General features: G+C 39.5%; 18 protein-coding genes, 3 tRNA genes and 1 pseudogene. 10 read left to right on the top strand and 12 right to left on the bottom strand.

Translation table 11 applies throughout. The annotated features are described in order from the left end of the window. Both xdhB and xdhC read left to right on the top strand, forming a co-directional pair. On the top strand, positions 1–2376 hold the full coding sequence (gene xdhB, locus ABLC00_RS13055; protein ID WP_004886101.1) for a xanthine dehydrogenase molybdopterin binding subunit: 2376 nt from the start codon (positions 1–3) through the stop codon (positions 2374–2376). A 6-nt stretch (positions 2377–2382) separates the two neighbouring features. Continuing rightward, a complete protein-coding gene (gene xdhC / locus ABLC00_RS13050) occupies positions 2383–3366 on the top strand; it encodes a xanthine dehydrogenase accessory protein XdhC (protein WP_004886103.1) in 984 nt (327 codons plus the stop codon). A gap of 10 nt (positions 3367–3376) precedes the next feature. Here the strand turns inward: xdhC and ABLC00_RS13045 are convergent, their stop codons facing one another. From ABLC00_RS13045 to trpD, 3 genes are read right to left on the bottom strand one after another with little or no spacing between them, the layout of a single operon-like run. After that, entirely contained in the window at positions 3377–4072 is a 696-nt protein-coding gene (locus ABLC00_RS13045) for a Smr/MutS family protein (RefSeq protein WP_004886105.1), read from the bottom strand. 9 nt (positions 4073–4081) lie between these two features. Beyond that, positions 4082–4888 (bottom strand): indole-3-glycerol phosphate synthase TrpC, encoded by an 807-nt coding sequence (gene trpC, locus ABLC00_RS13040; protein ID WP_000608301.1) that lies wholly within the window; start codon positions 4886–4888, stop codon positions 4082–4084. 9 nt (positions 4889–4897) lie between these two features. Further along, positions 4898–5947 (bottom strand): anthranilate phosphoribosyltransferase, encoded by a 1050-nt coding sequence (gene trpD / locus ABLC00_RS13035; protein ID WP_009498528.1) that lies wholly within the window; start codon positions 5945–5947, stop codon positions 4898–4900. A gap of 356 nt (positions 5948–6303) precedes the next feature. Here trpD and ABLC00_RS13030 point away from each other — a divergent pair, with 356 nt between their 5' ends. After that, positions 6304–9036: a TonB-dependent siderophore receptor gene (locus tag ABLC00_RS13030; RefSeq protein ID WP_033846061.1), complete on the top strand. Its 2733-nt coding sequence runs from the start codon at positions 6304–6306 to the stop codon at positions 9034–9036. Positions 9037–9049: 13 nt separating this feature from the next. Then, positions 9050–11815 carry a M1 family metallopeptidase gene (locus tag ABLC00_RS13025; protein WP_009498543.1) on the top strand — a complete coding sequence of 922 codons (2766 nt, stop codon included), beginning with the start codon at positions 9050–9052 and terminating at the stop codon, positions 11813–11815. Positions 11816–11911: 96 nt separating this feature from the next. Here ABLC00_RS13025 and ABLC00_RS13020 read toward each other — a convergent pair whose 3' ends face one another. The 3 genes and pseudogenes from ABLC00_RS13020 to ABLC00_RS13010 all read right to left on the bottom strand — a co-directional run bounded on the left by ABLC00_RS13020 (position 11912) and on the right by ABLC00_RS13010 (position 16151). After that, positions 11912–12496 (bottom strand): aminodeoxychorismate/anthranilate synthase component II, encoded by a 585-nt coding sequence (locus ABLC00_RS13020; protein WP_004886114.1) that lies wholly within the window; start codon positions 12494–12496, stop codon positions 11912–11914. Between the two features lie 294 nt (positions 12497–12790). Then, positions 12791–14593 carry an aminopeptidase P family protein gene (locus tag ABLC00_RS13015; RefSeq protein WP_033846060.1) on the bottom strand — a complete coding sequence of 601 codons (1803 nt, stop codon included), beginning with the start codon at positions 14591–14593 and terminating at the stop codon, positions 12791–12793. Continuing rightward, positions 14590–16151, bottom strand: a pseudogene (locus ABLC00_RS13010) (peptide MFS transporter). Before ABLC00_RS13010 ends, ABLC00_RS13015 begins: the two are co-directional and overlap by 4 nt. A 704-nt stretch (positions 16152–16855) precedes the next feature. On the opposite strand from ABLC00_RS13010, the gene glnA reads away from it, so the two are divergent. The 5 genes from glnA (at position 16856) to ABLC00_RS12985 (ending at position 21662) form a co-directional block, all read left to right on the top strand. Then, complete coding sequence (gene glnA / locus ABLC00_RS13005) at positions 16856–18271, top strand: type I glutamate--ammonia ligase (protein ID WP_002052696.1); 1416 nt, start codon at positions 16856–16858, stop codon at positions 18269–18271. A gap of 125 nt (positions 18272–18396) precedes the next feature. Beyond that, positions 18397–18906, top strand: a complete 510-nt coding sequence (locus tag ABLC00_RS13000) for a chorismate lyase (RefSeq protein ID WP_004886125.1) — start codon at positions 18397–18399, stop codon at positions 18904–18906. Beyond that, positions 18903–19781, top strand: a complete 879-nt coding sequence (gene ubiA, locus ABLC00_RS12995) for a 4-hydroxybenzoate octaprenyltransferase (protein ID WP_004886128.1) — start codon at positions 18903–18905, stop codon at positions 19779–19781. Before ABLC00_RS13000 ends, ubiA begins: the two co-directional genes overlap by 4 nt. Positions 19782–19896: 115 nt before the next feature. Continuing rightward, a complete protein-coding gene (locus ABLC00_RS12990; protein ID WP_004886131.1) occupies positions 19897–21354 on the top strand; it encodes a S9 family peptidase in 1458 nt (485 codons plus the stop codon). 107 nt (positions 21355–21461) lie between these two features. Beyond that, positions 21462–21662, top strand: coding sequence for a hypothetical protein (locus ABLC00_RS12985; protein WP_004886133.1), 201 nt, complete (start codon positions 21462–21464; stop codon positions 21660–21662). Positions 21663–21672: 10 nt separating this feature from the next. Here ABLC00_RS12985 and ABLC00_RS12980 read toward each other — a convergent pair whose 3' ends face one another. The 6 genes from ABLC00_RS12980 to ABLC00_RS12955 form a co-directional block, all read right to left on the bottom strand. After that, positions 21673–22116: a DUF2726 domain-containing protein gene (locus tag ABLC00_RS12980; protein WP_004886134.1), complete on the bottom strand. Its 444-nt coding sequence runs from the start codon at positions 22114–22116 to the stop codon at positions 21673–21675. A gap of 56 nt (positions 22117–22172) precedes the next feature. Further along, positions 22173–22248, bottom strand: a tRNA-Asn gene (locus tag ABLC00_RS12975). 181 nt (positions 22249–22429) lie between these two features. Then, positions 22430–22505, bottom strand: a tRNA-Asn gene (locus ABLC00_RS12970). Between the two features lie 8 nt (positions 22506–22513). Next, a tRNA-Asn gene (locus ABLC00_RS12965) sits at positions 22514–22589 on the bottom strand. A 147-nt stretch (positions 22590–22736) separates the two neighbouring features. Next, positions 22737–23363, bottom strand: coding sequence for a superoxide dismutase (locus ABLC00_RS12960; RefSeq protein ID WP_000208083.1), 627 nt, complete (start codon positions 23361–23363; stop codon positions 22737–22739). A 147-nt stretch (positions 23364–23510) separates the two neighbouring features. Further along, positions 23511–24269 carry a Nif3-like dinuclear metal center hexameric protein gene (locus tag ABLC00_RS12955; protein ID WP_004886136.1) on the bottom strand — a complete coding sequence of 253 codons (759 nt, stop codon included), beginning with the start codon at positions 24267–24269 and terminating at the stop codon, positions 23511–23513. A gap of 193 nt (positions 24270–24462) precedes the next feature. Between ABLC00_RS12955 and ABLC00_RS12950 the strand changes: the two genes are divergently transcribed. Further along, positions 24463–25638 carry a S1C family serine protease gene (locus tag ABLC00_RS12950; protein ID WP_002052780.1) on the top strand — a complete coding sequence of 392 codons (1176 nt, stop codon included), beginning with the start codon at positions 24463–24465 and terminating at the stop codon, positions 25636–25638. Positions 25639–25687 lie beyond the last annotated feature (49 nt).

Here is a 25687-nt window from a genome sequence, read left to right as displayed (position 1 = left end):
ATGAATCAAAATATTGACTTAAGGGTTTCTAAAAAATCCGCTAAAGCAGGTGATTCGATTCCACACGAGAGCGCGCATTTACATGTGACGGGGCAGGCAACTTATATTGATGATTTACCCGAGTTTGAAAATACGTTGCATTTGGCAGTCGGATTTTCGAATTGTGCCAAAGGCAAAATCAGTAAGTTTGATTTAGAGGCAGTACATCAGGCCGATGGTGTCCATGCAGTTTTTTCGGCAAAGGATATTGAGGTTGAAAATAATTGGGGACCCATTGTTAAAGATGACCCAATTTTTGCAGAGGAGCAGGTTGAGTTTTATGGACAAGCCTTGTTTGTGGTTGTTGCTGACACTTATCAGCAAGCCCATCAGGCAGTTCGCTTAGCAAAAATTGAGTATGTGCCTGAAACTCCGATTTTAACGATTCAAGATGCGATTAAAAAAGAATCGTGGGTGCTACCGCCTGTTGAATTTAGCCACGGTGACGTTGAACAGGCTTTTGAAAATGCAACACATCATCTTTCAGGGAATATTCAGGTTGGTGGACAAGAGCATTTTTATCTAGAAGGGCAAATTTCCTATGTGATTCCACAAGAAAATCAGAGCTTAAAAGTCTATTGCTCGACACAGCATCCAACCGAAATGCAGTTACTAATTTGTCATGCACTAGGCATGAATATGCATCAGGTGAGTGTGGAAAGCCGTCGTATGGGTGGTGGTTTTGGTGGTAAAGAATCGCAGTCGGCGCAGTGGGCGTGTATTGCATCTTTGGCAGCGCAAAAAACAGGCCGTCCGTGTAAATTACGCTTAGATCGTGATGATGACATGAGTGCTACAGGCAAACGTCACGGTTTTGCTTATGAATGGTCAGTGGCTTTTGATGACACTGGTATTTTGCAAGGCTTAAAGGTGCAACTGGCTTCAAACTGTGGTTTTTCGGCTGATCTTTCTGGGCCAGTGAATGAACGGGCGATTTGCCATATTGGCAACGCTTATTATTTAAATGCAGTTGAGCTACGTAACTTGCGTTGTAAAACCAATACTGTTTCCAATACCGCATATCGTGGTTTTGGTGGACCGCAAGGCATGTTTGTCATTGAAAATATTATTGATGACATTGCGCGTTATTTAGGTTGTGATCCAGTTGAAATTCGTCAGCGCAATTTCTTTGCCGAGCAGCCCGGCGCTGGACGTGACCGTATGCACTATGGGGCAGAAGTTCGTGATAATGTTGCGCCAAAATTAGTAGCCGAACTATTGCAAAGTAGTGATTACGCGAAACGCAAACAGAGCATCCATGCCTTTAATCAGAATAATGACATCATTAAGCGTGGTATTGCGTTAACCCCATTAATGTTTGGTATTTCGTTTAACGCCGTGCATTACAATCAGGCAGGGGCACTGGTCTATGTGTACATGGATGGCACTGTCTCTATTACTCATGGCGGTACAGAAATGGGACAGGGGCTATATACCAAAGTACGGCAGGTTGCTGCACATGAGTTGGGTTTACCAATCGATAGCGTTCGTTTAATTGCAACTGATACTTCTCGTGTACCAAATACTTCGGCAACTGCAGCATCGAGTGGCGCAGATCTAAACGGTAAAGCTGTTCAAAATGCCTGTATTAAAATTCGTGAGCGTCTGGCTAAACTTGCAGCCGAAATAAGTCAAAGTGAAGCTGACCAAGTCCAGTTTGAAGATAGTATGGTTTCAACAGGGAATGGTCATTCATGGACATTTCCTGACTTGGTTCAACGGGCATATATGGCACGTGTACAACTATGGGACAGTGGTTTTTATAAAACGCCAGAAATTCACTATGATCAGGTCAACCATTTAGGGCGCCCATTTTTCTATTATGCCTATGGTGCAGCGGTTAGTGAGGTTGCAATAGATACCTTAACTGGGGAAATGAAAGTATTACGTACCGACATTTTGCATGACGTTGGGCAGTCAATTAACCCTGCAATTGATATTGGGCAAATTGAAGGCGGTTTTGTGCAAGGGATGGGGTGGCTCACGACAGAAGAATTGTATTGGCAGCCGCAGGGTCCACACACAGGCCGTTTATTTACCCATGCACCTTCAACTTACAAAATACCGACCAGTGTAGATATTCCTCATATTTTTAACGTCAAACTGTTTAATAATCAAAATCAGACAGACACTATCTATCGCTCTAAAGCGGTAGGTGAACCGCCATTTATGTTGGCATTATCTGTTTTCTCTGCAATTCGTCAGGCAGTACAGGCGGCTATTCCAGAAAATGCACCGCTCGTACTCAATGCTCCGGCAACTGCCGAAGAAATTTTACGTGCAATTGCTATTGGACGTGGACAAGCTTTGGCAGATCGTCCACAAGCTAGAATGTAGAAGATTATGCAACATTTACAATGGTGGACTGATTTTGTAGCTTGGCAAGCCGATGCGTTGCCTATGGTATTGGTCACAGTGGTCCGTGCTGATGGTTCTACACCACGAGAAGTTGGTGCAACGATGTTGTTGCGGTTTAATTTACAACAGCAATGGCAGCAGTCAGATACGATCGGTGGGGGGCATTTAGAGTTTCAGGCAATTGATATTGCTAAAGCAATGTTAAGTGAAACGGGAACTTGTGTAAGGCGTATTGAACGTTTTAACCTCAGTGCTCGGCTTGGGCAGTGTTGTGGCGGAGTAATGTGGTTATTGTTTGAAAAAATATTACCCGCTGAAATTGCGTCGGATTTGTCTGGAAGTTTCCAAGCATGGCGAGCTGGAAAGCATATATGGCGTAACGTCTCACATCAATATGCATCCACTTGGCAAACTATGGATATGGAACAACAACCAAGTTTCGAGTTTCATTCTGGCAGTAGTGAGCAATGGCAATTTAGCCAGCAGATTCAGCCTTATGCCATGCAAGTACTGGTTTGTGGTGCAGGGCATGTGGGTGAAGCAATTGTTCGTTGTTTATTGCCTATTGGTGTTGGAGTGAAATGGATTGATCCGCGTGATGATATTTTCCCATCCGATTTACTGCAACAGGCGCACTGTATAACAACTGATACCTTAGACACCGAGATAGAGTATTTTGACCGTTCAGGTGCAGTTTTAATTTTAACGCACGATCATCAACTAGATTTGCAACTGTGTTTTACAGCCTTAAAACCTACGGCAAAACCATTTGCTTATGTTGGGATGATTGGTTCAAAGAGTAAAAGGGCCATTTTTGAAAAACGTATGCAGGTGCGAGGTTATACTCAGGAAACATTACAACGTTTGGTTTGCCCGATCGGGATAGAGGGGATTTCATCGAAACAACCTGCAACGATTGCCATTGCAGTAGTTGCTCAATTATTGCAGGTGTTTGATGTAAAAAAATGATCCCAAAGGATCATTTTTTTTGTTCGAATTTTGGATTTTTTTCTGCACGTTTAAGCAGTACGAGAACGGCACCTGTTCCACCTTGATTTTCAGGGGCACTTACAAAGGCCAACACATCGCGGTGTTGACGTAACCATCCGTTGACATAGGTTTTTAAGACCGCTTCTGGGCCTTTACCATGCACAATTTTGATGACATTCTGATTTTCATCTTTTGCCATCTGGATGATTTGTAAAACTGCGTCACGTGCTTGTTCAATGGTACAGCCGTGTAAATCTACAGCTTCAAACCAACGCATCTTGCCTGCTTTTAAGTCTTCAAAAACCTTATGTTGAAGGGTCGCAATGCGATAGCTTAACGTTGCTTGGCTTGCGACTGGATTTAAAGCAGCTTGTGTATCTGATAGCTCGGCATGTTCGGTATCACGACCACCTTCGGCAGCTGCACGTTTTGCCAAAGTTTGTGCATCGACTTTTTTGGCACGAGGTGTTTTTACATCGGCAATATTACTATTGTTGATGCGTTTTACACCTGCAACAGCCTGTTGAAACAGGTATGTATCTTCCAATTCTTCAGTCTCAGCCTGAGATTTTTTAGACCCAGGCTGATTTGCGATTTTGCTTGAATGAGGATTGGAGATTTGCTTTTTAAATTGCTTCAATAACTTTTGTTGCTCTTTAGAAAGCGATGAATCTTTATTACTCATATATCTTCATTAAACCGTTTGAGGTTGTCCAAAAAGAGCAGTAAAAGCTTGATCTGGACGTGGTTGTTTCATAAAACTTTCGCCAACCAAGAAACTGTGAATATCATGCTCTTGCATCATACGCACATCATCTGGTGTCGCAATGCCACTTTCAGTGATCAGTAAACGTGAGGACGGAAGTAATTTTTTCAAGCGGATAGACGTATTTAAATCTACATCAAAGGTTTTTAAATTACGGTTATTCACACCTAGTAAACATTGCTCAGAAAGTTTTAAGGCACGCTCTAACTCTTCTTCGTCATGAACTTCAACCAATACATCAAGTTGATGTTCAAACGCTGTTTTAGACATTTCTTCGAGTTGCTGGTCAGACAAACAAGCAACAATTAATAAAATACAGTCAGCATGCAAAGCACGTGCTTCAACTACATTATATGGGTCGACCAAAAAGTCTTTACGTAAAGCAGGTAGGGCACAATGATTGCGGGCAATCGCAATATTTTCATCTGCACCCTGAAAGAAATCCACATCAGTCAGTACTGATAAACATGCTGCTCCAGCTTGTTCATATTGCTGAGCAATTTCAGCAGGATTAAAGTCTGCGCGAATGATTCCTTTTGATGGAGATGCTTTTTTAATTTCAGCAATCACACCCGGACGTTTATGTTGTAAAGCATTTGCAAAGCCACGCACCGGAGACGCTGCTTTTGCAAGCTCTTCTACATCTTGCAAATTACGTTGTTTTAAACGCGCAGCAAGTTCCTCATGTTTACGGTCAACAATTTTACCTAAAATGGTATTTTGAATATTAATCATGAGAAGTCCTTAATCTGCCTGAGATTGTTTTAATGTTTTAGTAAATTCAGCTAAAACACTCATTTTCTCTAATGCTTGCCCGCCGTAAATAATATCTTGCGCAAATGTAACAGCCTGAGCATAAGTTTTGGTAATGCCTGCTACATAAATACCTGCGCCCGCATTAAGCGCAATCATGTTTGCTGCTTTTTCACCAATATCGGATTTATTTTTGCTTAAAGCATCTTTAATGAGCTTTAGACTCGCCGATGCATCAGCAACCACTAAACCATTTAAAGTTTGTGACTCAATTCCGACATCTTCCGGATTAAGTGTCCACTCAGTAACTTCGCCATCTTTGAGTTCTGCAACAGTGGTAGGTGCTGCAAGACTAATTTCATCAAGACCATCTCTTGAATGAACAACCATAACGTGTTCAGCACCGAGTTGTTTCATCACTTCTGCAATTGGACGGCACAGTTCATCTGAAAACACACCAATCACAAAGCGCTTTACCCCAGCTGGGTTGGTCAATGGGCCAAGTAAATTAAAAATACTACGAATACCAAGTTCACGACGTGGGCCAGCAGCGTATTTCATGGCTTTGTGGTGGTTTGGTGCAAACAAGAAACCTACACCCATTTCACGGATGCAGCGTTCGGTTTGTTGCATATCTAAATCAAGGTGAATACCTGCTTGCTCAAGTAAGTCTGATGAACCCGATTTACTTGAAACGCCACGGTTACCATGTTTTGCAATGGTGGCACCTGCTGCTGCAATCACAAAGCTAGATGCAGTAGAGACGTTAAATAAATTTTGTCCATCACCGCCAGTTCCCACAATATCAACTAAATGTTTGATATCACTCACATCGATCTTAATTGCAAATTCACGCATGACACGTGCAGCAGCTGTCATTTCGTCGATGCTTTCACCTTTCATGCGTAGGCCCATCATTAAAGCACCAATTTGTGCCTCGGTTGCCTCACCTTGCATGATGCTGCGCATAATTTCTTCCATTTGAGGCTGAGTCAAATGAATGTTCTTGGTAATGTGGTTAAGCGCCTGTTGGATATTCATAGTCATGATTTACAGCATTAATGATTAAAATTTTTAGGTGAAGTTGATCGAGTGTGGGAGGTTCGGCCTATTGCGTTCCATGATTCACTAGCTAGGGGAGCTATGTTAGCAGAAAATAATCAAAGATTTTTGCTGTTCGATAAGAGAATTAAAAATTTTGATTAGAGAAGGTTTTGAATCTATTCATAAACAAAATTTATTTATTGAAAAAGGTTTTAGTTTGTTGTGAGTTTTTATGATAAATAATTAACCATTTGGTATATCTTAAACATCAATATATCTAGAAAAAATGTGTATAAATCAACCAAATAAAAGTGGATATAGTAGGGCGATCTTTATTTTTTCTACTAATAAATATGTATTTAAATAACTTGAAATATGTAGGGGCTTTAAAAAATAAGCGCTCATTTATTTTCGTATTTGTTGCACTGTTTCATCCGTTAGAAAGTTATGCACAAGAAGCTGTAGAGCAACCACAAAACCAAGCTAAAGCAGATAAAGTAGTTCGTGTTGCAGTGACAGGATCTCGAATTTCAAAAGCACAAAAAGATGGCCCAACCAGTGTGACCGTCATTACCGCAGCCGATATTGAAAAACAAGGTTTTAGTAATGCATTTGATGCACTCAATAACCTGACGCAGAACACAGGTTTTGTACAAGGTGCCGATTATGGAAATACGTTTACGCCTGCGGCTAATGCCATTAGTTTACGAGGTTTAGGACCCAATCATACTTTGACTTTGATTAATGGACATCGGGTTGCAGACTATCCTGTACCGTATGATGGCTCTGTCAATTTCGTAAACTTAGCCAATATTCCCACTGCCATTATTGACCGTATTGAAATATTAAACGGTGGTGCTTCTGCAATTTATGGTTCAGATGCAATTGCAGGCGTGGTGAATATTATTCTGAAAAAGAAAACAGACGGCACACAATTTAATATCAAGGCAGGCGGAACCAAAGAAGGCGGTGAAAATTTACGTTTACAACTGAGTGGTAGTAAAACTTTAGACAAGCTTAGTCTCGTTTATGGAGTTGAACTCAGTGGTCGTGAACCGATATGGGCAGCCGATCGAGATTTTATGTCAAGTCGAACTCGTTTGGGGGAGAAACCTGACACGATTGTGGGTCGGAAAAATGCCGATACTGGTAAATACCTTTCAATTGGAGGGTGTCAGGCCTTTAATGGTTTATTTAACGGATCAGTCAATAATATAGGGCAAGCAGGGGCGGACAATTGTGCCAGTGGTTTGGCACGACCAACCTATTGGACTGTTCAAACTCAAAATCGCAGTCAAAATGGTTATCTCGGTTTAGACTATGAGTTAAATGATAAAACCCAACTATTTGCCGATTTTTTAATTGGGGCAAATCAAATTGAAAACAATACCCGTATTCCGATATGGACCTCTTTAGGTGCATCGAGTGGTTATTTTCTAAATCAAGATTCGGGAAATTATGAAATTTGGAATCGTCGTTTTGCGCCTGAAGAATTAGGTGGGGTAGAACGAATAAATAAAAAATGGAAAGAACTTTCTTCGAACTTAAATTTTGGAATTCGAGGCGATATTGGGGAGACGAGCTGGAGTTATGAAGCAGCCTATAATGGTTCCATCTATACTAGTCAGCTACACCGCCAAGGCTTATTACGTTCGAATGTTGATGAATATTTCTTAGGTCAGCAACTTGGTACAGATGCCGATGGTATTCCCATTTATTCACCTCATTTAGATCGTTTAAGTCGACCACTCACAGCAAGTGAATTTGAAAGCATTTCGGGCACAACAAAAGAAAAAGATAAGTCGTGGGCACAAAGTTTAACCCTAAGCGCGAATGGTGATGTGTTTAAGTTACCTGCAGGAACTGCCAAACTTGCGGCTGTGGCTGAAATTGGGCGTCAAGGTTTTTCGATTAAACCAGATCAGGCGATCGAAAATGGTGAATATTATAATTTAAGCTCTAGTGGCGAATATGGAGGTACACGTACCCGCCAAGCACTTGGCGCAGAATTATTCTTACCTTTAGCAAAACCATTAAATTTAACCTTGTCTGGACGTTATGACCGTTATGCTTTATCAGATAACAGCATTGATAAGCTAACTTTCGGTTCGGGTCTCGAGTTTAGACCACATCCAACTTTATTAGTGCGCGGTAACTATGCGACCAGCTTTCGTGCACCAGATATGAACTATCTGTTTTTAAATAAACAAAAAGGTTATTTCGAAAAGACCACCGATTATTTACGTTGTAGCCAAACGGGACAACCTTTAGATAAGTGTAGCTTTAAAGATTACGCACCTGGGGCGAACTACACTTTAACCGGAAACAAAGAGCTTAAACCTGAAGAGGGTAAATCTTATGGTGCAGGTTTTGTTTGGTCGCCAACCAATAAGTTTGACATTAGCATCGATTACTGGGATATCAAAATTGATAATCTTGTGAGAAATTTGAGTGATGACAAAATTCTACGTTTAGAAGCAGATTGTCGTTTAGGCAACCAAGATATTAACTCTGCGGCCTGTATTGATGCTTTGGCACGTGTAGAGCGTAACCCTGCAAATGCAGTTGTCGATCCAAATGTGATTAAGAATATAAATATCGTTCCGATTAATGCTGCATCAGACCATACCCGCGGGATTGATTTCACTAGTAGATGGCGCTGGAAAACAGACAGTTTTGGTAACTTTCTCTGGACGGTAAATTATAGCCGTGTACTAGAACATGAATATCAACAATCAAAAGATCACGAGAAAGATGACTATTTAAAAGATTTAACTATTCCTGATTGGCGTGACCGTTTTAATACCAGTCTCAGCTGGAGCTATGGTGATTGGGCTTCAACAGTATTAGTTAATCGTTATGGCAAAATTCCAAATGGTAACCAGACTGCCTATTTAAGCCCAACGTATTTGGTGAACTGGAGTGGTACTTATCAAATCTCTCCAAAAGCTTCTGCTTCAATCATTATTAATAACTTGTTTGACAAAGTGAAACGAGATGACACAGGCGGTTGGCCGTATTATCCGGTAGGATCATATTCACCATTCGGCCGTCAAGGTTGGTTGGAGTTTAACTATAAATTTTAAGAATGATGTATGGATGCAGCGAAGTGGTACAGCAATTGCTGCATCTTTTTATTTAAAACTACAGAGGATAAAACCCCTTATGCTGGTCAAGCCTTCATTTAAAAAAAGATTGCTACTTACAACATTATTATCTTTATCGGCAACTCAAATTTTTGCATCTAATAACAGTGAACAAATCCCGATTGGTAAATTACCCGAGTGGGTTGTACCCGAATCTTATGATTTAGATTTTAAGATTGATCCCGCACAAAAAGGCTATACCGGTAAAACTACTATTCATTTAAAACTGGCTCAAGCCACAGATCACATCTGGATTCATGGTAAGTCTTTAACGGTGAAAGATGTGAATATCACATCGGCAGAGGGCGTCAAAACCAAAGCAAAATATGAGCAAGCCTCCGAGGTCGATGGGGTGAGTAAAATTAAATTTGCCAAGACCTTGCCCGCAGGCCAGTATCAACTCGTTTTAGATTTTAATGCGGCGTACGATCAGCAGCTCGACGGTATTTATAAAATTGAGTTTGAGGGTAAACCTTATGTGATGACTCAAATGGAAGCAATTAGTGCACGCCAGTCATTCCCATCATTTGATGAACCACGTTTTAAAACGCCGTTTAATATCCGTTTGACGATTCCAAGCAAATATTCAGGTTTTACCAATACCCAACAAACATCTGAGCAAGCAGAGAAGTCAGGTTGGAAAACGCTCAGTTTTGCACAGACAAAACCACTGCCAACTTATTTACTTGCATTGGCTGTCGGACCATGGCAATTACAAAAAGGGCCAGATATTGGAGTAACTTCATGGCGTAAGCAGCCGATCCAGTTACGTGGTATTGCACCTGATGCTAAAGCTGAAAAAATGCAGCATGCCTTATCTGAAACGCCAGCAATTTTAAAAACTTTAGAAGATTATTTTGCCTTTGGTTATCCATTTGACAAGCTCGACTTACTTGCCGCACCAGACTTTGCTGCCGGAGCAATGGAAAACCCAGGGCTAATTACTTTTAGAGACTATCTAATGTTGTTAGATAAGGACTCACCAGTCTCTTTTGTACAGAATTCATTTAATGTCAATGCACATGAGCTTGCACATCAATGGTTCGGTGATGTCGTCACGATGCCGTGGTGGGATGATTTGTGGCTAAATGAATCTTTCGCGACATGGATGCAAAGTAAAATTACTCAAAAATTACATCCGGAATTTAACGCTGATTTAGAGCGTATTTCAGACACCGCAGATGCGATGAAAAGTGATAGCTTGGTGAGTGTACGTCGTATACGTCAGCCTATTTTAAGCAATGCCGATATTCAAACGGCTTTTGATGGTATTACTTACCAAAAAGGTGCAGCTGTTTTAAATATGTTTGAAAACTATTTAGGTGAAGAAAAATTCAAACAAGGGGTACGCAATTATATTAATAAGCACCAATATGGTAATGCGACAGCCAATGATTTAATTAGCGCTTTAGCAGAGCAATCTGGACAAGGTGAGCGCTTTACTAGAGCGATGAAAAGTTTTCTTGATCAACCAGGTGTGCCTTTAATTAACACCGCATTACAGCAAAAAGGCAATAAAGTCTTTTTAAATGTGAAGCAAAGCCGTTATTTACCTGTGGGTTCAAAAGGTGATGCAAGAAGCCTGTGGGGTGTACCATTATGTGTACGTTATGAAGTTCCAAATGCAGGTAGCAAAGTGCAATGTGAACTGGTAGACCAAGCAGAAACCAAGATTGAACTCAAAGGTGCCAGCCTTGACAGTTGGTATATACCAAATGCAGATGCGGCAGGATACTACCAATTTAGTTTGCCACAAAAAGAGTTTACTCGTCTGACTGCCGCTACAGAAAAGCTTTCTAACACTGAACAGTTAGCTTATGCCTATGCAATTTCAGCTGCATTTAACCACGGTGATATTAATTTGTTGGCTGTCGTAGATGCTGCGAAGAAATTCGCTAATTCAAATAGCCGACAAATTAGTACAGCGCTGTTTTCCCAGTTAAGTACAATTCATCGTCATGTATTGAAAACAGAAGCTGAACGTGAACATTTTAGAAAAGTTTTGGCAAATTTATATTTACCTAAATTAAATCAGTTGGGTTATGTCAGCAAAACAGGTGAATCAGCTGAAGACAGTTTATGGCGTAGTGAGTTAGTTAGATTTCTTGCTTTAGATATTCAAGTTCCAGAAGTCCGTGCACAACTTTTAAAACAGTCAGATGCACTCTTTGCTCAAAAGCAGCTTAACTTTGCGCAAGTAACCCCTGAATTATTGCCAACCATTTTAGCTGTACGTGTACAAGAAAAAGGTCAACCAGCTTTTGACCGATTGTCTGGAGAGTTACAACATGTGAGTCAGCCGACACAGCGTCTAGCAATCCTTACAGCCTTAGGTTCGGCAAATCAAGAAGCAACACGTCAACAAGCCCGTCAGTTGATTTTGAACCCACGTGTTAAAGTTGGTGAAGTTCGTACCGTAGTTAACTCCATTAATAATTATGGAGATGAGCAAGGTGGCTTATGGTCTTGGTTTAAGGTAAATCATGAGGCAGTGTTTGACCGTTTAGGTAAGTCTTCGGCTGGGCGTTTTCCTGCAATGTTTAGTGGGGCAGCATGTACCCAACAACAGGCAGCACAGTTAAATGACTTTTTTGCACCACGAACTAAAGAGTTGGTTGGGGTGGAAAGAGGATTGAAACAGACTAAAGAGCGTATTCAACTCTGCGAATCGCTGGTAGCAAAACAAGATGGATCAATTGTGCAACAGTTAAAGTTGTAATTGATTCAGCCATGAAAAAAGCCAACTGATCGTAGTTGGCTTTTTTATTAAGGGTTCTTATCAAATTACTCTTAGAACAGTCGATTCGAGACTGAATTATGCATAGATGTCTAAAAAGTTTTTAAAGATTTGATGGCCATGTTGACTCAAAATGGATTCAGGATGGAATTGCACGCCTTCAACAGGAAGTGTCTTATGTTTAACGCCCATAATTTCTTCCATTGAGCCATCTGCTTCATTAGTCCAGCATGTTACTTCAAGGCAGTCAGGTAGCGTTTCCTGATCAATGACCAACGAGTGATAACGAGTTGCCGAGAATGGGCTAGGCAGATTAATGAAAATACCCTTATTGCTGTGGTACATATCAGATAAACGTCCGTGCATCACCGTTTTGGCTCTTACAATTTTTCCGCCAAAAGCTTGCCCGATACTTTGATGTCCTAAACACACGCCAAGCAATGGAATTTTTCCGGCAAAGTGATTAATTGCAGGAATTGAAATACCAGCTTCACTTGGAGAGCAAGGACCAGGACCAATCACGAGGTATTTAGGTTGCCATCGTTCAATATCCTCTAATGTGACTTGATCATTGCGAACTACTTTTACTTCCTGATTCAACTCGCCAAAATACTGGACGATGTTGTAGGTAAAAGAGTCGTAATTGTCGATCATTAGAAGCATGATGAACTTAACCTCATGATAATTAAAATATATTTAATAAGTGACTAAAATAGTTATCCATATTGATACCCGTTTTCAGAAAAGACTTTTTAGATTTGAAAAATAAGAAGCCGTTTTCTAATGGGCTAATATAGCAAAAAAAGAAGTAACCAGTTTAACTATTTCATTCGTTAGAAATTTGCAGAAAAAATGGTTTAAGAAGTGAGGCTTTTTGAAATTATAGATAAGTACAAATAAGGCAGAATAAGCTTGTATTGTAAATAAAAAACTATTCTGCCTTAAACAAAAAGAAGATTAAATCTTACGTGTGTTATAAATCAACCAATCTAAAACATCGCCAGATAAATGTTCAGCCAGTCTTTCTTGAACATTTTGATGATAACCATTTAACCAGTCTTTTTCTTCATCTGTTAGCATCTCAACGATAATACAGTCTAAATGAATCGGGCAAAGGGTCAGCGTTTCAAACTCTAAGAAATCGCCGTAGGTTTTTTCAAACCCTGAGTGAAGTCTGTTTGCAACCAGATTTTCAATACGAATACCGTATTTTCCTTCATGGTATAAGCCCGGTTCATTAGAAAGAATCATACCTTCACGCAATTTGCTATAGGCATGAATAGGTGCGTAATAAGAAAGCACTTGCGGCCCTTCATGTACGTTAAGCGCAAAGCCTACGCCGTGACCTGTGCCGTGGCGATAATCTAAACCATGTTGCCATAAAGTATGGCGACAAATTGAATCGAGTAGAGGAGCGGCTAAACCTTCTGGATAAATCGTTTTTGCCAAAGCAATATGACATTTTAAAACCAGAGTATAGTCACGTTTTTGTTGCTCTGTTGGTGTCCCGACGGGAACAACACGGGTAATATCCGTTGTTCCGTCAACATATTGTCCACCAGAGTCAATGAGTAATAGGCCATCGCCTTCAATAAATGAGTAGTGTTCTTCAGTTGCACGGTAGTGGGGTAGAGCACCATTGGCATTAAAGCCGGCAATCGTTGAAAAACTTGGACCTATGAAACCCTCTTGTTGAGCACGGAAAGCTGTAATTTTCTCATCAATGGTGAGTTCTGAAATGCGTTGACCTTGATGAAGGGCTTTCTCTAACCAGTGGAAAAAGTGGCAAAGGGCAACACCATCTTTCACCATGGCATGGCGGATATGAGCAATTTCGCTTTCATGTTTACGCGATTTAAAAAGTGTACTTGGGTTGATGTCGTAAACAATCCGAATATCTTTTGCGATGGCTTGCTCATGAAAAATCGATACTTTGGCTGGATCTAACAGCACAGATGCATTAGAAATATTTGCTAAAAACTGAGCTGAATCTCGATAGTCACGAATCTCAATGCCATCAGCTTTGAAAGCTTGTTGAATGGTTGAATCAACTTTAATGCTATCAATGAATAAAACAGCCTGTTGAGCACTGATATATAAATGCGAAAGGAATACAGGGTTGTACTCTACATCTTGTCCGCGTGCATTTAAAGCCCAGGCAATATCATCTAAAGATGAAATGAAATGTCCTTCAATCGCTTTACTATTTAAAGCATCGCGTATTGCCTGAATTTTTTCTTTACGAGATAGGGCATTTAACCCTTCAGGCATTAAATGAATCTGTTCTAAAGGAAGTTCTGGACGATTAGACCAGATCGAGCCAATTAGATCTTGCTGTGTTTCAAGCTTAAAGCCACGTTGCTTTGCTGTATTTTCCAACGCTTTAGATTGCTGGATTGAAAGTGTTTGCCCATTTACTGAAATAACCGAACCCGCTGGTAGATTTTTCTCAATCCATGCGAGATGTGTAGAAGATTCATCACTGGTCAGTTTTTGTAATTGAAAGCCAGTTCCAGCGAGTTGTTGCTCGGCTTGTACCCAGTAGCGGCCATCGGCCCAGAGTCCTGCAAAGTTTTGTGTCACAACTAAAGTGCCAACAGAGCCACTAAAACCGCTTAACCACTGCCTTGCTTTCCAGTAGTCTGGTAAATATTCAGACATATGGGGGTCTGCACTCATCACAACCAAAGCATCAACGTGTTGATTGATCATGAGTTCTCGAAGTTTCGCTAGTTTTTCTGGAACAGTTAAGTCGTTCATATGGTTTCCAAATCAGGTTGAACTTTGCTGGTACTTTTGCCCATTAATTTATTCATTGGTTTCTTTAATAAAAATAACACGATTGCGCCAATAACCAAGGCCAATACACAGCGCATAAATAGGCTAGGTAAGTGATTAATACCATCTGCCGATACATGTCCGCCAATGAGACCTGCCATGAGATTGCCTAAAGCTGAACCAGTGAACCATAAACCCATAATTTGACTGCGTATAACATCGGGTGCAAGTTTTGTCATGGTTGATAAGCCAATTGGGCTTAAGCAAAGTTCACCTATGGTAAGAAGAAATAATGTACCAACTAACCAAAATGGTGAAACTACTCCGCCATGAATAGCAAAATGACTGGCTAAAGTCATAAGCAAAAAGCCACCTGCTGCGAATAGCAACGCAATAATAAATTTGCTGATATAGCTTGGATCTTTATTTGCCTTACCAAGTTTTGCCCATAGCCAAGCTGCAACTGGAGCAAAGATAATAATAAAAAGAGCATTGATTGATTCAAACCATACCGTTGGAATCTCAAAACCGAAAACAATACGGTCCGTATAATCTTGCGCAAATAAAGTAAAAGTTGTGGGCTTTTGTTCAAAAGCTGACCAGAATAGAGCAGATGCAGCTAATAAAACGAAGCAAATAATGATTTTAAATTTTTCATTTTGCTCTAAATTCAGGAAAAGTAGTAAGTATGCAAAATAAGCAATAATCCCAATGCTAATTCCTACGGTTAAATAGGTTGCGACAGCGACGGGATTGATGTGAATGATACCAAGGAAGGTTAGCGCAATAACGACTGCAACTGCGAATAAAAAGCTAAATACAATTTTAGGCGCATTTTTATTTTCTACGACAGGTTTGCTACAGCTATTGGCTTCTTGGCGTAGCTCATTAAAAGTTTGAAGCTGGGGCATTGCCATAAAACGGAAAATTAATAAAGCAATTAACATCCCAATGCCACCAATACCAAAGCCTAAATGCCATCCATGGTCTTTCGCCAAAAGCCCTGTAATAAGTGGGGCAATAAATGACCCCATGTTAATTCCCATATAGAAAATAGAAAAACCTGCATCACGTCTTGCATCATTGGCTTTATATAGTGTTCCGACAATCACTGAAATACAAGTTTTAAATAAACCTGAGCCAAGAACAATCAGAACTAGACCGAAATAAAAAAAGAATTGATCAAAAATGGTGGTGAGGGCAATTGATAAGTGACCTAAAGCAATAATAATTGAACCGTACCAGACAGCACGCGCCTGACCTAACCAGTTATCAGCAATCCACCCACCAAAAACTGTCATTAAATACATTGAGCCTGCAAATAATCCCACAATAGCTGCGGCAGTTGGTCGATCAAGTGCTAGCCCACCGTCATTCACCAGAGCAACCATATAAAGAACAAGTAAAGGGCGAATTCCGTAATAAGAAAATCTTTCCCAAAGTTCTGTAAAAAATAAAGTTTTTAATGGTTTTGGATGACCGAAAAATGCTTTATCGGTCTGTTCAAGTTCATGTTTCATTATTCAAATCCTTGAATGATTTTATGTTTTTTATAAACATAACTTTTAGTTTGTTTATTTATAACCAAAATTTATGTTTTTATTTTTTAGTTATTTTTAACAATAAAAGCAAATTTACCTTGTATAAAAACAGTGAATGAAAAAGAACATGAATAGTGGAGTTTGTGGATAGGCGAATAACACAAAGGAGTATTCATTTGAAGAATCAAAGAACTGCCGAGTACTGAAATGCTCTATAAGAATTCATAAAAATGAAAACTATTTGGTAGATTGTAAATAAACAATAAAGAACTTACTTGGGTGGCTTAACCAAGGCGCTTAAGTCATCTAAACAACCTAAAAATGAGTGAGAATGAATACTTTAAAAAGCATAAATATTTTTTGTGTAATCTAATAAGAATCTCAACATTATATATAAGAAAGTATTATGATCATGAACGTCTGATAGAAATTGATGCAGCGGATTATATCAGTGCAACAATTTTGCACTAAATTAGGGCAATAATAAGCTATTTAAATATGCCATAATTTGAAAATGTGTGAATATGGTGCATTTGCACAAGCAAACAGTATAATGGGTTCAAGACAAGGGGCCTAAATCATGAATACTTATAAGTAATTCAATGTTTTAGGTAAGTCTTATAAAGTTGGTATGAGAATTGCTTAATAAATACCAGCAACTAACACGCACTTAACAAGTGCAACAAAATTTCATTGGAGCAAAATGAGCATGGCGAACAAGGTCCTTCAACTCATACAAGAAAGTGGCGCAAAATGGGTCGATTTTCGCTTTACTGATACTAAGGGTAAAGAACAGCACGTAACTTACCCAGCTGATTCTATTGATGAAGATACTTTTGAAGACGGTAAAATGTTTGATGGTTCTTCAATCGCTGGTTGGAAAGGTATTGAAGCATCTGACATGATCTTACGTCCAGATGCGGAAACTGGTTTCATCGACCCGTTCTTTGCTGAACCAACTGTAGTTGTGACTTGTGACGTTATTGAACCTTCAACTGGTCAAGGTTATGAGCGTGACCCACGTTCGATTGCTCGCCGTGCAGAAGAATACTTAAAATCTACAGGTATCGGTGATACTGCATTCTTCGGTCCAGAACCAGAATTCTTTGTATTTGACGAAGTGAAGTGGGACATCGATATGTCTGGCGCTCGTCATACATTAATCGCTGAAGAAGCTGCTTGGTCTACTGGTAAAGATTACGAGTCTGGTAACTCTGGTCACCGTCCACGTGTTAAAGGCGGTTACTTCCCAGTTCCTCCAGTCGATTCTTCACAAGATATGCGTGCAGAAATGTGTGCAAAAATCGAAGACATCATGGGCCCAGGTCGTGTAGAAGTACATCACCATGAAGTTGCTTCTTGCCAGTTAGAAATTGGTGTGAGCTTCAATACTCTTGTTCGTAAAGCTGACGAAGTTCAACAGTTCAAATATGCTGTTTGGAACGTTGCACATCAATATGCAAAAACAGCTACGTTTATGCCTAAACCAATGGTAGGTGATAACGGTTCTGGTATGCACGTTCACATGTCTATCTCTAAAGATGGCAAGAACTTGTTTGCTGGTGATGAATATGCTGGCCTTTCAGAAATGGCGTTGTACTTCATCGGTGGTATCATCAAGCACGCTCGTGCATTGAATGCAATCACAAACCCATCTACAAACTCATACAAGCGTTTGGTTCCTCACTTCGAAGCACCAATTATGCTTGCTTATTCAGCGCGTAACCGTTCTGCGTCTATCCGTATTCCATACGTTTCTAGCCCTAAAGGTAAGCGTATCGAAGCTCGTTTCCCAGACCCAATGATGAACCCATACTTAGGTTTCGCTGCATTGTTAATGGCTGGTATCGACGGTATCCAAAACAAGATCCATCCGGGCGAAGCTGCTGACAAGAACTTGTATGATCTTCCTCCAGAAGAAGAAGCAAAAATCCCAACAGTTGCTCATAGCTTAGATATGGCTCTTGAAGCACTTCAAGCAGATCACGAATTCTTGTTAAAAGGCGGCGTGTTCACTAAAGAAATGCTTGATGCATACATCGAACTTAAAACTGAAGATGTACGTCGTCTTAACACGACTACTCACCCAGTTGAATTCGATATGTACTACAGCTTGTAATACGTATTTCGTAAAAAAGCCTGCTTATGCAGGCTTTTTTATTGCTTGGAATGTTGATTGAATTCTCTACGTTTTTTATCAAAAAATTGGGGTAAACTAGGTGCGAGTTTTCATGTGAGCAGATTATGCGTAAACGACAACCAGTACTTAAACAGGAAGAAGCGTTAAATCCTGCATTGAAAACATGGTTGTATGCGTCTGGTTCTCTGACCCAACAATTGACTGAACTTGGCGGTGGACAGTTCAGCGTAAAACCTTTTAAAGAACACTTTCAGCGTTTAACTTTTGCAGACAGTCAATGGATGAATATGCCTCATACCCATACTTCATGGGTAAGGGAAACATATTTATATGGCTGTGAAGTGGAACCTTGGGTTAAAGCAAAAAGTATTTTTCCAATTCGAAGTTTACAAAAAAAAGCCCGTATATTTCAGCATATTGGTTCTAAACCGATAGGCCGTTTTTTATTTCAAAGAACTACGCCACTGTGTGATCGCCGTGTTATTCGCTTACCCGAAGGTTGGACGCGACAAAGTTGCTATACTTGGCATGGGTGTAAATTTATTGTTCAAGAAACATTCTTACCGGCTTTTGAAGCTTTTTTATATCAGCAGCACGACAAGGAATTACTATGACGACTGCAACAGGTACAACATGGCGTCAGCGTTTAGAAGCTTATTATTATCTATGTCGATTTGATAAGCCAATTGGTACAGAATTGGTGTTTTGGCCAACCATGTGGGCACTTTGGGTTGCATCAAAAGGAATACCGAATTTAGGTATTTTATTCGTCATGATTTTAGGTGTTATTTTTATGCGCGCTGCTGGATGTGCGATTAATGACTTTGCTGATCGTAAAGTAGATGGTCATGTAGAGCGTACAAAAACTCGTCCTTTGGCAACAGGTGTCATTCGTGCGAGGGAAGCAGTATATGTATTCTTAGGTCTTGTTTTAGCAAGTGCATGTCTTTTGTTCTTTTTACCTATAGAAACTTTTTATTGGTCATTTGGCGCGTTATTTTTAGCGTTTATTTATCCATTTATGAAACGCTATACCAACTTACCGCAAGTTTTTTTAGGAGCAGCATTTTCATGGTCAATTCCAATGGCCTTTACTGCTGTAGGTAAAACTCCGGATCTGACTTGCTGGCTGCTGTATTTTGGTAATTTGGCTTGGACAGTGGCTTATGACACTCAATATGCAATTACAGACCGTGAATATGATTTAAAGATTGGTGTGAAATCTACAGCTATTCTTTTTGGTCGATATGACATCCAGATTATTGCAATCTTACAAGCAGCCAGTCTTGTTTTGATAGGAACGGCGTTGTATTTAGAAAATATCTTATTTCCATGGGCAATTGTTGCTTTAATTGTTGTGGCATTCGATTTTATATATCAAACACTTAAAACCAAAGACCGCAACCCTCAGGTTTGTTTCTGGGCATTTCGTCACAATCGCTGGGTAGGATTAATCATTTTTCTAGGAATATTTTTAAATTTCATATAGTAAAAATGACCGTGAGGTTGAAAAGTGTTCTATGCAGAGCACTTTTTTTATGTCTTAATATTTGTGCATAAAAATTATGCGGAATAAATAACACATAACATAAAAAGGATATTTTATGAAACGGTCAAAAGTTGCTTTAGCTATAACATTATCGGTTTCAGCATTATTTCTTACAGCATGTAATGACAACAATGACGATTACACTGGGATAGATTCAAATAAGACCTTTTTGTCTGAAAGTAATTACGCTATAGATAAAGTTGATAATGCTTCATCAATTAAAGTCATGACTTATAACATGACAAATGTGCAGGGAAAAACAGCCACTGCTACTGCTATGGTATTGTTCCCAAAAGCATCGCAACCTAAAGATGGTTATCGAGTGGTTGTATGGGAGCATGGAACTGTAGGAGTAGGAGATAGCTGCGCGCCAAGTAAAAATGCAATTAATCCACGATTTAAAATTTTAGCTGAAAACTTATTAGCAGCAGGTTATGTGATTATTGCACCAGATTATGAGGGTTTAGGTACGCCAGGTGTACATCCGTATTTAAACTTGTCTAGTGAAGCAAAATCCGCATTAGCAGCAGTCAAGGCAGCAAAAGACCATTATGGAAATCAGTTGAAAGGCGATTGGATGTCAATTGGCCAATCACAAGGTGGACATGCATCATTAGGTACTGCTGAATTCGCCAATACAGATACAAGTTATAAAGGTGCTGTAGCTGGGGCGCCGGCATCAAGCTTGGGCACAATTATTCAAATTTATATTGATCCTGCAATGAATCAAGATAGTAATTTTGCAGTTAGTAAGCTAGATCAGGCAATTATAGCGCGTAGACAAATTGATGCAGCGATTGCTGCAGGGCAAATGTCTCCAAATGATCCACTGGCGCTTGCTGTACCAACAATTGATAAAACTGCAGAAGGATATGCCGAATTGTTAGCATATGCTGCTTTTGCAAGTGCTGGGATTAAAGCACAGCAGCCAAATTATGATTTGAAGTCAATCTTTACATCAGGGGCAGCTGATATTGCAGAATTGGCTTATGGTCGTACAGGAGATGATGGTACATGTCTGAGTTATCCTGCACCTGATACTGCAAATGGTTTACAGGAGAAATTTAAAGCAGGAATCCTAGCTTTCTTAGCTGACCCTACACATCAAATTTCACAGTACGGTATTGATCTAAATAAATTCAAGACCGATCAAGTAGTTCAAAGTTTTTTAACATCGACTCAACCTGCAACGAATGCTACAGCTGAAAAAGTTATTAAAGCACCTGTATTTATTATTCAAGGTGAAAAAGATCAGGCAGTATTGCCTGTAGTAACACAAGCCTTATTCGCAAATATGAAAGCGAATGCTTTGAAATTTTTCCCTCAAGCTGGGTACGATAAGGGATATAACTTAACCATTGTACCGAATGCGACTCATACACAAGCAATCGTATGTCAAAATGCAAATGCCGTAGATTTTATTCAAACGAATATGTCAGCAGGTACCGGTATTGTTCTAACTGATGCACAGAAAGATGCTAGCCAAAGCCCGCACTGTACAGGTAAGTTCTAAGTTTTATTTAACTAGCATTAAGCTTAAGAAAAGAGCCTTTATATAGGCTCTTTTTTGTTATATTGTTACATAGCTTAAAATTAATGATGTTCGAGTTTAAATCACTTATGAGTCAGCAATCAGTTGAAAAAAAATCTGTTCCTTGGTTATTAATGGGGTTGGGTTTACTTATTCCTTTTTTAATTATTGGAATACTTTTCTTGGCTGCAAAGAGTGATGCTAAGAATAAAAAACAATATGAGCAGCAACGTATAGAAATGGAAAAAAGAATAGCTGAAAAAGAGGCTGCAAATTCAGATAAGAAATAGCATTAGCTGTTCAATGAATATCTCTTTGTAGTTGGCGTACGCTCGGTATGCTTGTATAACGTTTTACGATATATCCGGCTTCTGTCAGCATTTGATCGCGTAGACGGTCTTCTTCTGCTTTTTCAAGGTGAGTAGGGTCATCTAACTCAATAATAGCAATTACTTCCATTTTGTCATTAAGCAAAACAAAGTCGGTAACTTTACGATTGAACTGGCTACGAACCTTATAGTCATTGCTGGTGATTAATGCGCTAAACGCCACTTGAGCTAAAACATGGCAAGTTGGGAAACTCTGTTTTAGACGTATAAACATTTGAGTTTCAAAATTAGTAATAACAGGACGAGCAAAGAATTTTTGTTTTGGGAATAAATAGGGACGTAAACAAACAATAAGAAAAATACAGGTGCTTAAGCAACCTAAAACAATAAAAAATAAGTGACTCGATTCGAACATGTGACAACATCATACAAATAAAAACCCACTCGTAATGAGTGGGTTTTTAAGAATCTTGGCTCTCCCACCTGGGCTCGAACCAGGGACCTGCGGATTAACAGTCCGTCGCTCTACCGACTGAGCTATGGGAGAATCTGGAAAAGGATTTTAGGCAGGAAAGGGGGCTGGGTCAAGCCTTAATAGCAGAATTAGTGAGAATATCTAATCGTTTGGCTTAAAAATACACGAAACATTGATTTTATTCAAAATAATAGAAAGTTATTAGATGATTAGAAAAGAAAAAACCCGCAATAAATGCGGGCTTTTAGAATCTTGGCTCTCCCACCTGGGCTCGAACCAGGGACCTGCGGATTAACAGTCCGTCGCTCTACCGACTGAGCTATGGGAGATTAGTAGATGGCTCTCCAACCTGGGCTCGAACCAGGGACCTGCGGATTAACAGTCCGTCGCTCTACCGACTGAGCTATTGGAGAATCTGATGCGCATTTTATGGATGAAATCTAAAAGCGTCAATAAGAATATTAAAGAAAATGAATCGTTTGCTTGATTAATATGCTTTTGTTGCCTTAAAAATAAAAAAACCACCCTAAAGAGGGTGGTTTTTTTATAAAGAAATAAAATTATTTCTCTACACCAGCTGGCTGACCTGCAAGTTTTGCATTTGCATAGTCCCAGTTCACAAGGCTTTCTAAGAAAGTTGCGATGTATTTAGGACGTAAGTTACGGAAATCGATGTAGTAAGCATGTTCCCATACGTCAATTGTTAATACAGCAATTTGACCATGTGCAAGTGGAGTGTCTGCATTTGAAGTTTTAGTAATAGAAAGTTTACCGTTTACTTCATCAGCAACTAACCAAGCCCAACCTGAACCGAATTGAGTTGTTGCAGCAGCAGTAAATTCTTCTGCAAATTTTTCGTAGCTACCAAAAGCTTCGTCGATTTTAGCAGCGATTGCGCCAGTAGGTTTACCACCACCATTTGGCTTCATGCTGTTCCAGTAGAAAGTGTGGTTCCAAACTTGAGCAGCATTGTTGAAAATACCAGCTTTAGATGCGTCACCAGCAGTTGCTTTGATGATTTCTTCTAAAGTTTTACCTTCAAGGTCAGTGCCTTTGATTAAGTTGTTTAAGTTAACAACATAGGTGTTATGGTGTTTGTCGTGATGGTATTCTAAAGTTTCTTTACTGATATGTGGCGCTAAATCATCATAGCCATATGGAAGTGCAGGTAAAGTAATGGTTGTCATGTTCCTATTCCTTGCATTTGCTGGGTTATACAATATTAAGTGGCTCTATTGTAAATGATTCTGTTAACAATAGGGCATCGTTTTAAAGAACTATACACAATAAAGATCTAATTAATACGCATAACACAGATTGAAAAAAAGACTTAATTAAATCGGATTATTCAATTCAAAATATTCAGATTCAACTGTGAACTGTTTTGAAATGGCTTGTGCCAAACGTTGAACTCCATAACGTTCGGTTGCATGGTGACCACAGGCAAAATAATGAACACCTAATTCTTTTGCTTCGTAAAAAGTTCGTTCACTGACTTCCCCTGAAATATAAGCATCACAATTTTGCAAAGCAGCTTTAGCAATAAAATCCTGAGCACCGCCTGTACAGAAACCTACTTTTTGAATCGTTTTCTTCTCGGCTGGTAAGTGAATCACTTTAAAATCAAAACTGTTTTGTAGTTTTGCTTTAAAGTCATCTACAGAAAGTGCTTGTTCTAAATAACCAATATTACCAATTGGGTGTTTCTCGGTTAAATCGAGTGGTTCTAAGCTTTGCAAGTTTAGCTTTTCTGCAATGGCGATATTATTGCCTAAAGATGGGTGTGCATCTAAAGGTAGATGATAAGCGACTAATGAAATATTATTTTGAATGAGTTTTTTAATGCGGTTGCCTCGCATACCAGTAATAGGATACGGTTCGCCTTTCCAAAAATAACCGTGGTGTACAAGTAATAGATCGGCATTTTGAGCAATAGCTGCATCAATTGCATCTTCAGAAGCAGTCACTGCACAAACAATACGTTTTACTTCAGTTGAACCTTCAATTTGCAGGCCATTTGGTGCGTAATCTTTAAACTCTGCTGCTTTTAAGGTTTGGTCGCACCACTGAATAATTTCATGCAAATTTGCCATGATATTTCCTGAATTGAGTAGTAAAAGTTGCTAAAGCTATAGAAACATATTTTGTTGTGTAACTAAAGCTAGACAAATCTTTTTTGACTTTTTTATGTATATCGACATATTTAATTTAAAATGCTTAACTGAAAACTCTTTTTGTTCAATATATTAATTTAATTAAAAACTTCTTTGCGTAGAGGATATGAACGTGCGCCGCACCTTTACATGGTTACCTTGGGTGTTACTTATTATTGTAATTGCCAGTTTTATTGCATGGCAAAAATACCATCAGCCGAAACCAACTGTTGCAGTTGATGGGGTGCAAATGCCTGCTGAGAAAGTTGAGCCTCTGGTGAATACTTCTCGAACGGGTGGGGTGGTATCTTATAGTGCTGCGGTAAAAGTTGCAGCGCCGGCAGTTGTTAATATTTTTACGACCCAGAAAGTTAAACAAAATCATCCTTTATTAAGTGATCCGGTTTTCCGTGAATTTTTTGGAAATCAGGTTCCTGAACAACAACAGCAAAATGAAAATAGCTTAGGTTCAGGGGTTATTGTTCGTGCTGATGGTTATATTCTTACCAACAACCATGTGATTGCCCAAGCTGACCAGATCGTAGTTGCTTTACATGACGGACGTCGTGCAGAAGCTACAATTGTGGGGACTGACCCAGATACAGATTTGGCAGTTATTAAAATCGATTTAGATAAACTGCCAGTATTGCCATTTAAATTGAGTGGTAATGAAGTGGGTGATGTTGTTTTAGCAATTGGTAACCCGTTTGGTGTAGGACAAACGGTAACTCAAGGTATTGTTTCAGCGACAGGTCGATCAGATTTAGGTATTAATACCTATGAAGACTTTATTCAAACTGATGCAGCAATTAACCCTGGAAATTCAGGGGGAGCCTTAATTGATGTTGCTGGTAACTTGATTGGTGTGAATACGGCTATTTTTTCACAATCAGGTGGTTCTTTAGGTATTGGTTTCGCTATTCCTGCGAAGGTTTGTCAACAAGTTCTCAACTCAATTTTAAAAGATGGCCGTGTGGTTCGTGGTTGGTTAGGTATTAGTTTACTACCACCTACACAAGACGATGTATTGGCACCAAAACCACCAGTTGGTGTAATCGTTGCTGATGTATTAAAAAATGGTCCAGCGGCTTCTGCTGGTATTAAAGTGGGCGATAAAATTGTTCAGGTGAATAATGAACCGATTACTTCGGCTTCTCATTTGATTAACTACGTTGCTTTACAGGCGCCAAATAGTGAAATTAATGTATTGGTTGAACGAGATGGTAAACAACAAAACTTTGTTGTGACTGTGGGCGAGCGAAAAGCGCAAAATACTCAATCTCAGTATATCCCGCTTCCTAAACGTTAAAACCTCAATAAAAAAAGCCTCAAGATGAGGCTTTTTTTATGACTACTGA

Source organism: Acinetobacter nosocomialis, assembly GCF_041021905.1.
GTDB classification, from domain to species: Bacteria; Pseudomonadota; Gammaproteobacteria; order Pseudomonadales; family Moraxellaceae; genus Acinetobacter; species Acinetobacter nosocomialis.
Note: the sequence above shows the minus strand (reverse complement) of the source record. Positions and strands in the feature narration are given on the sequence as shown.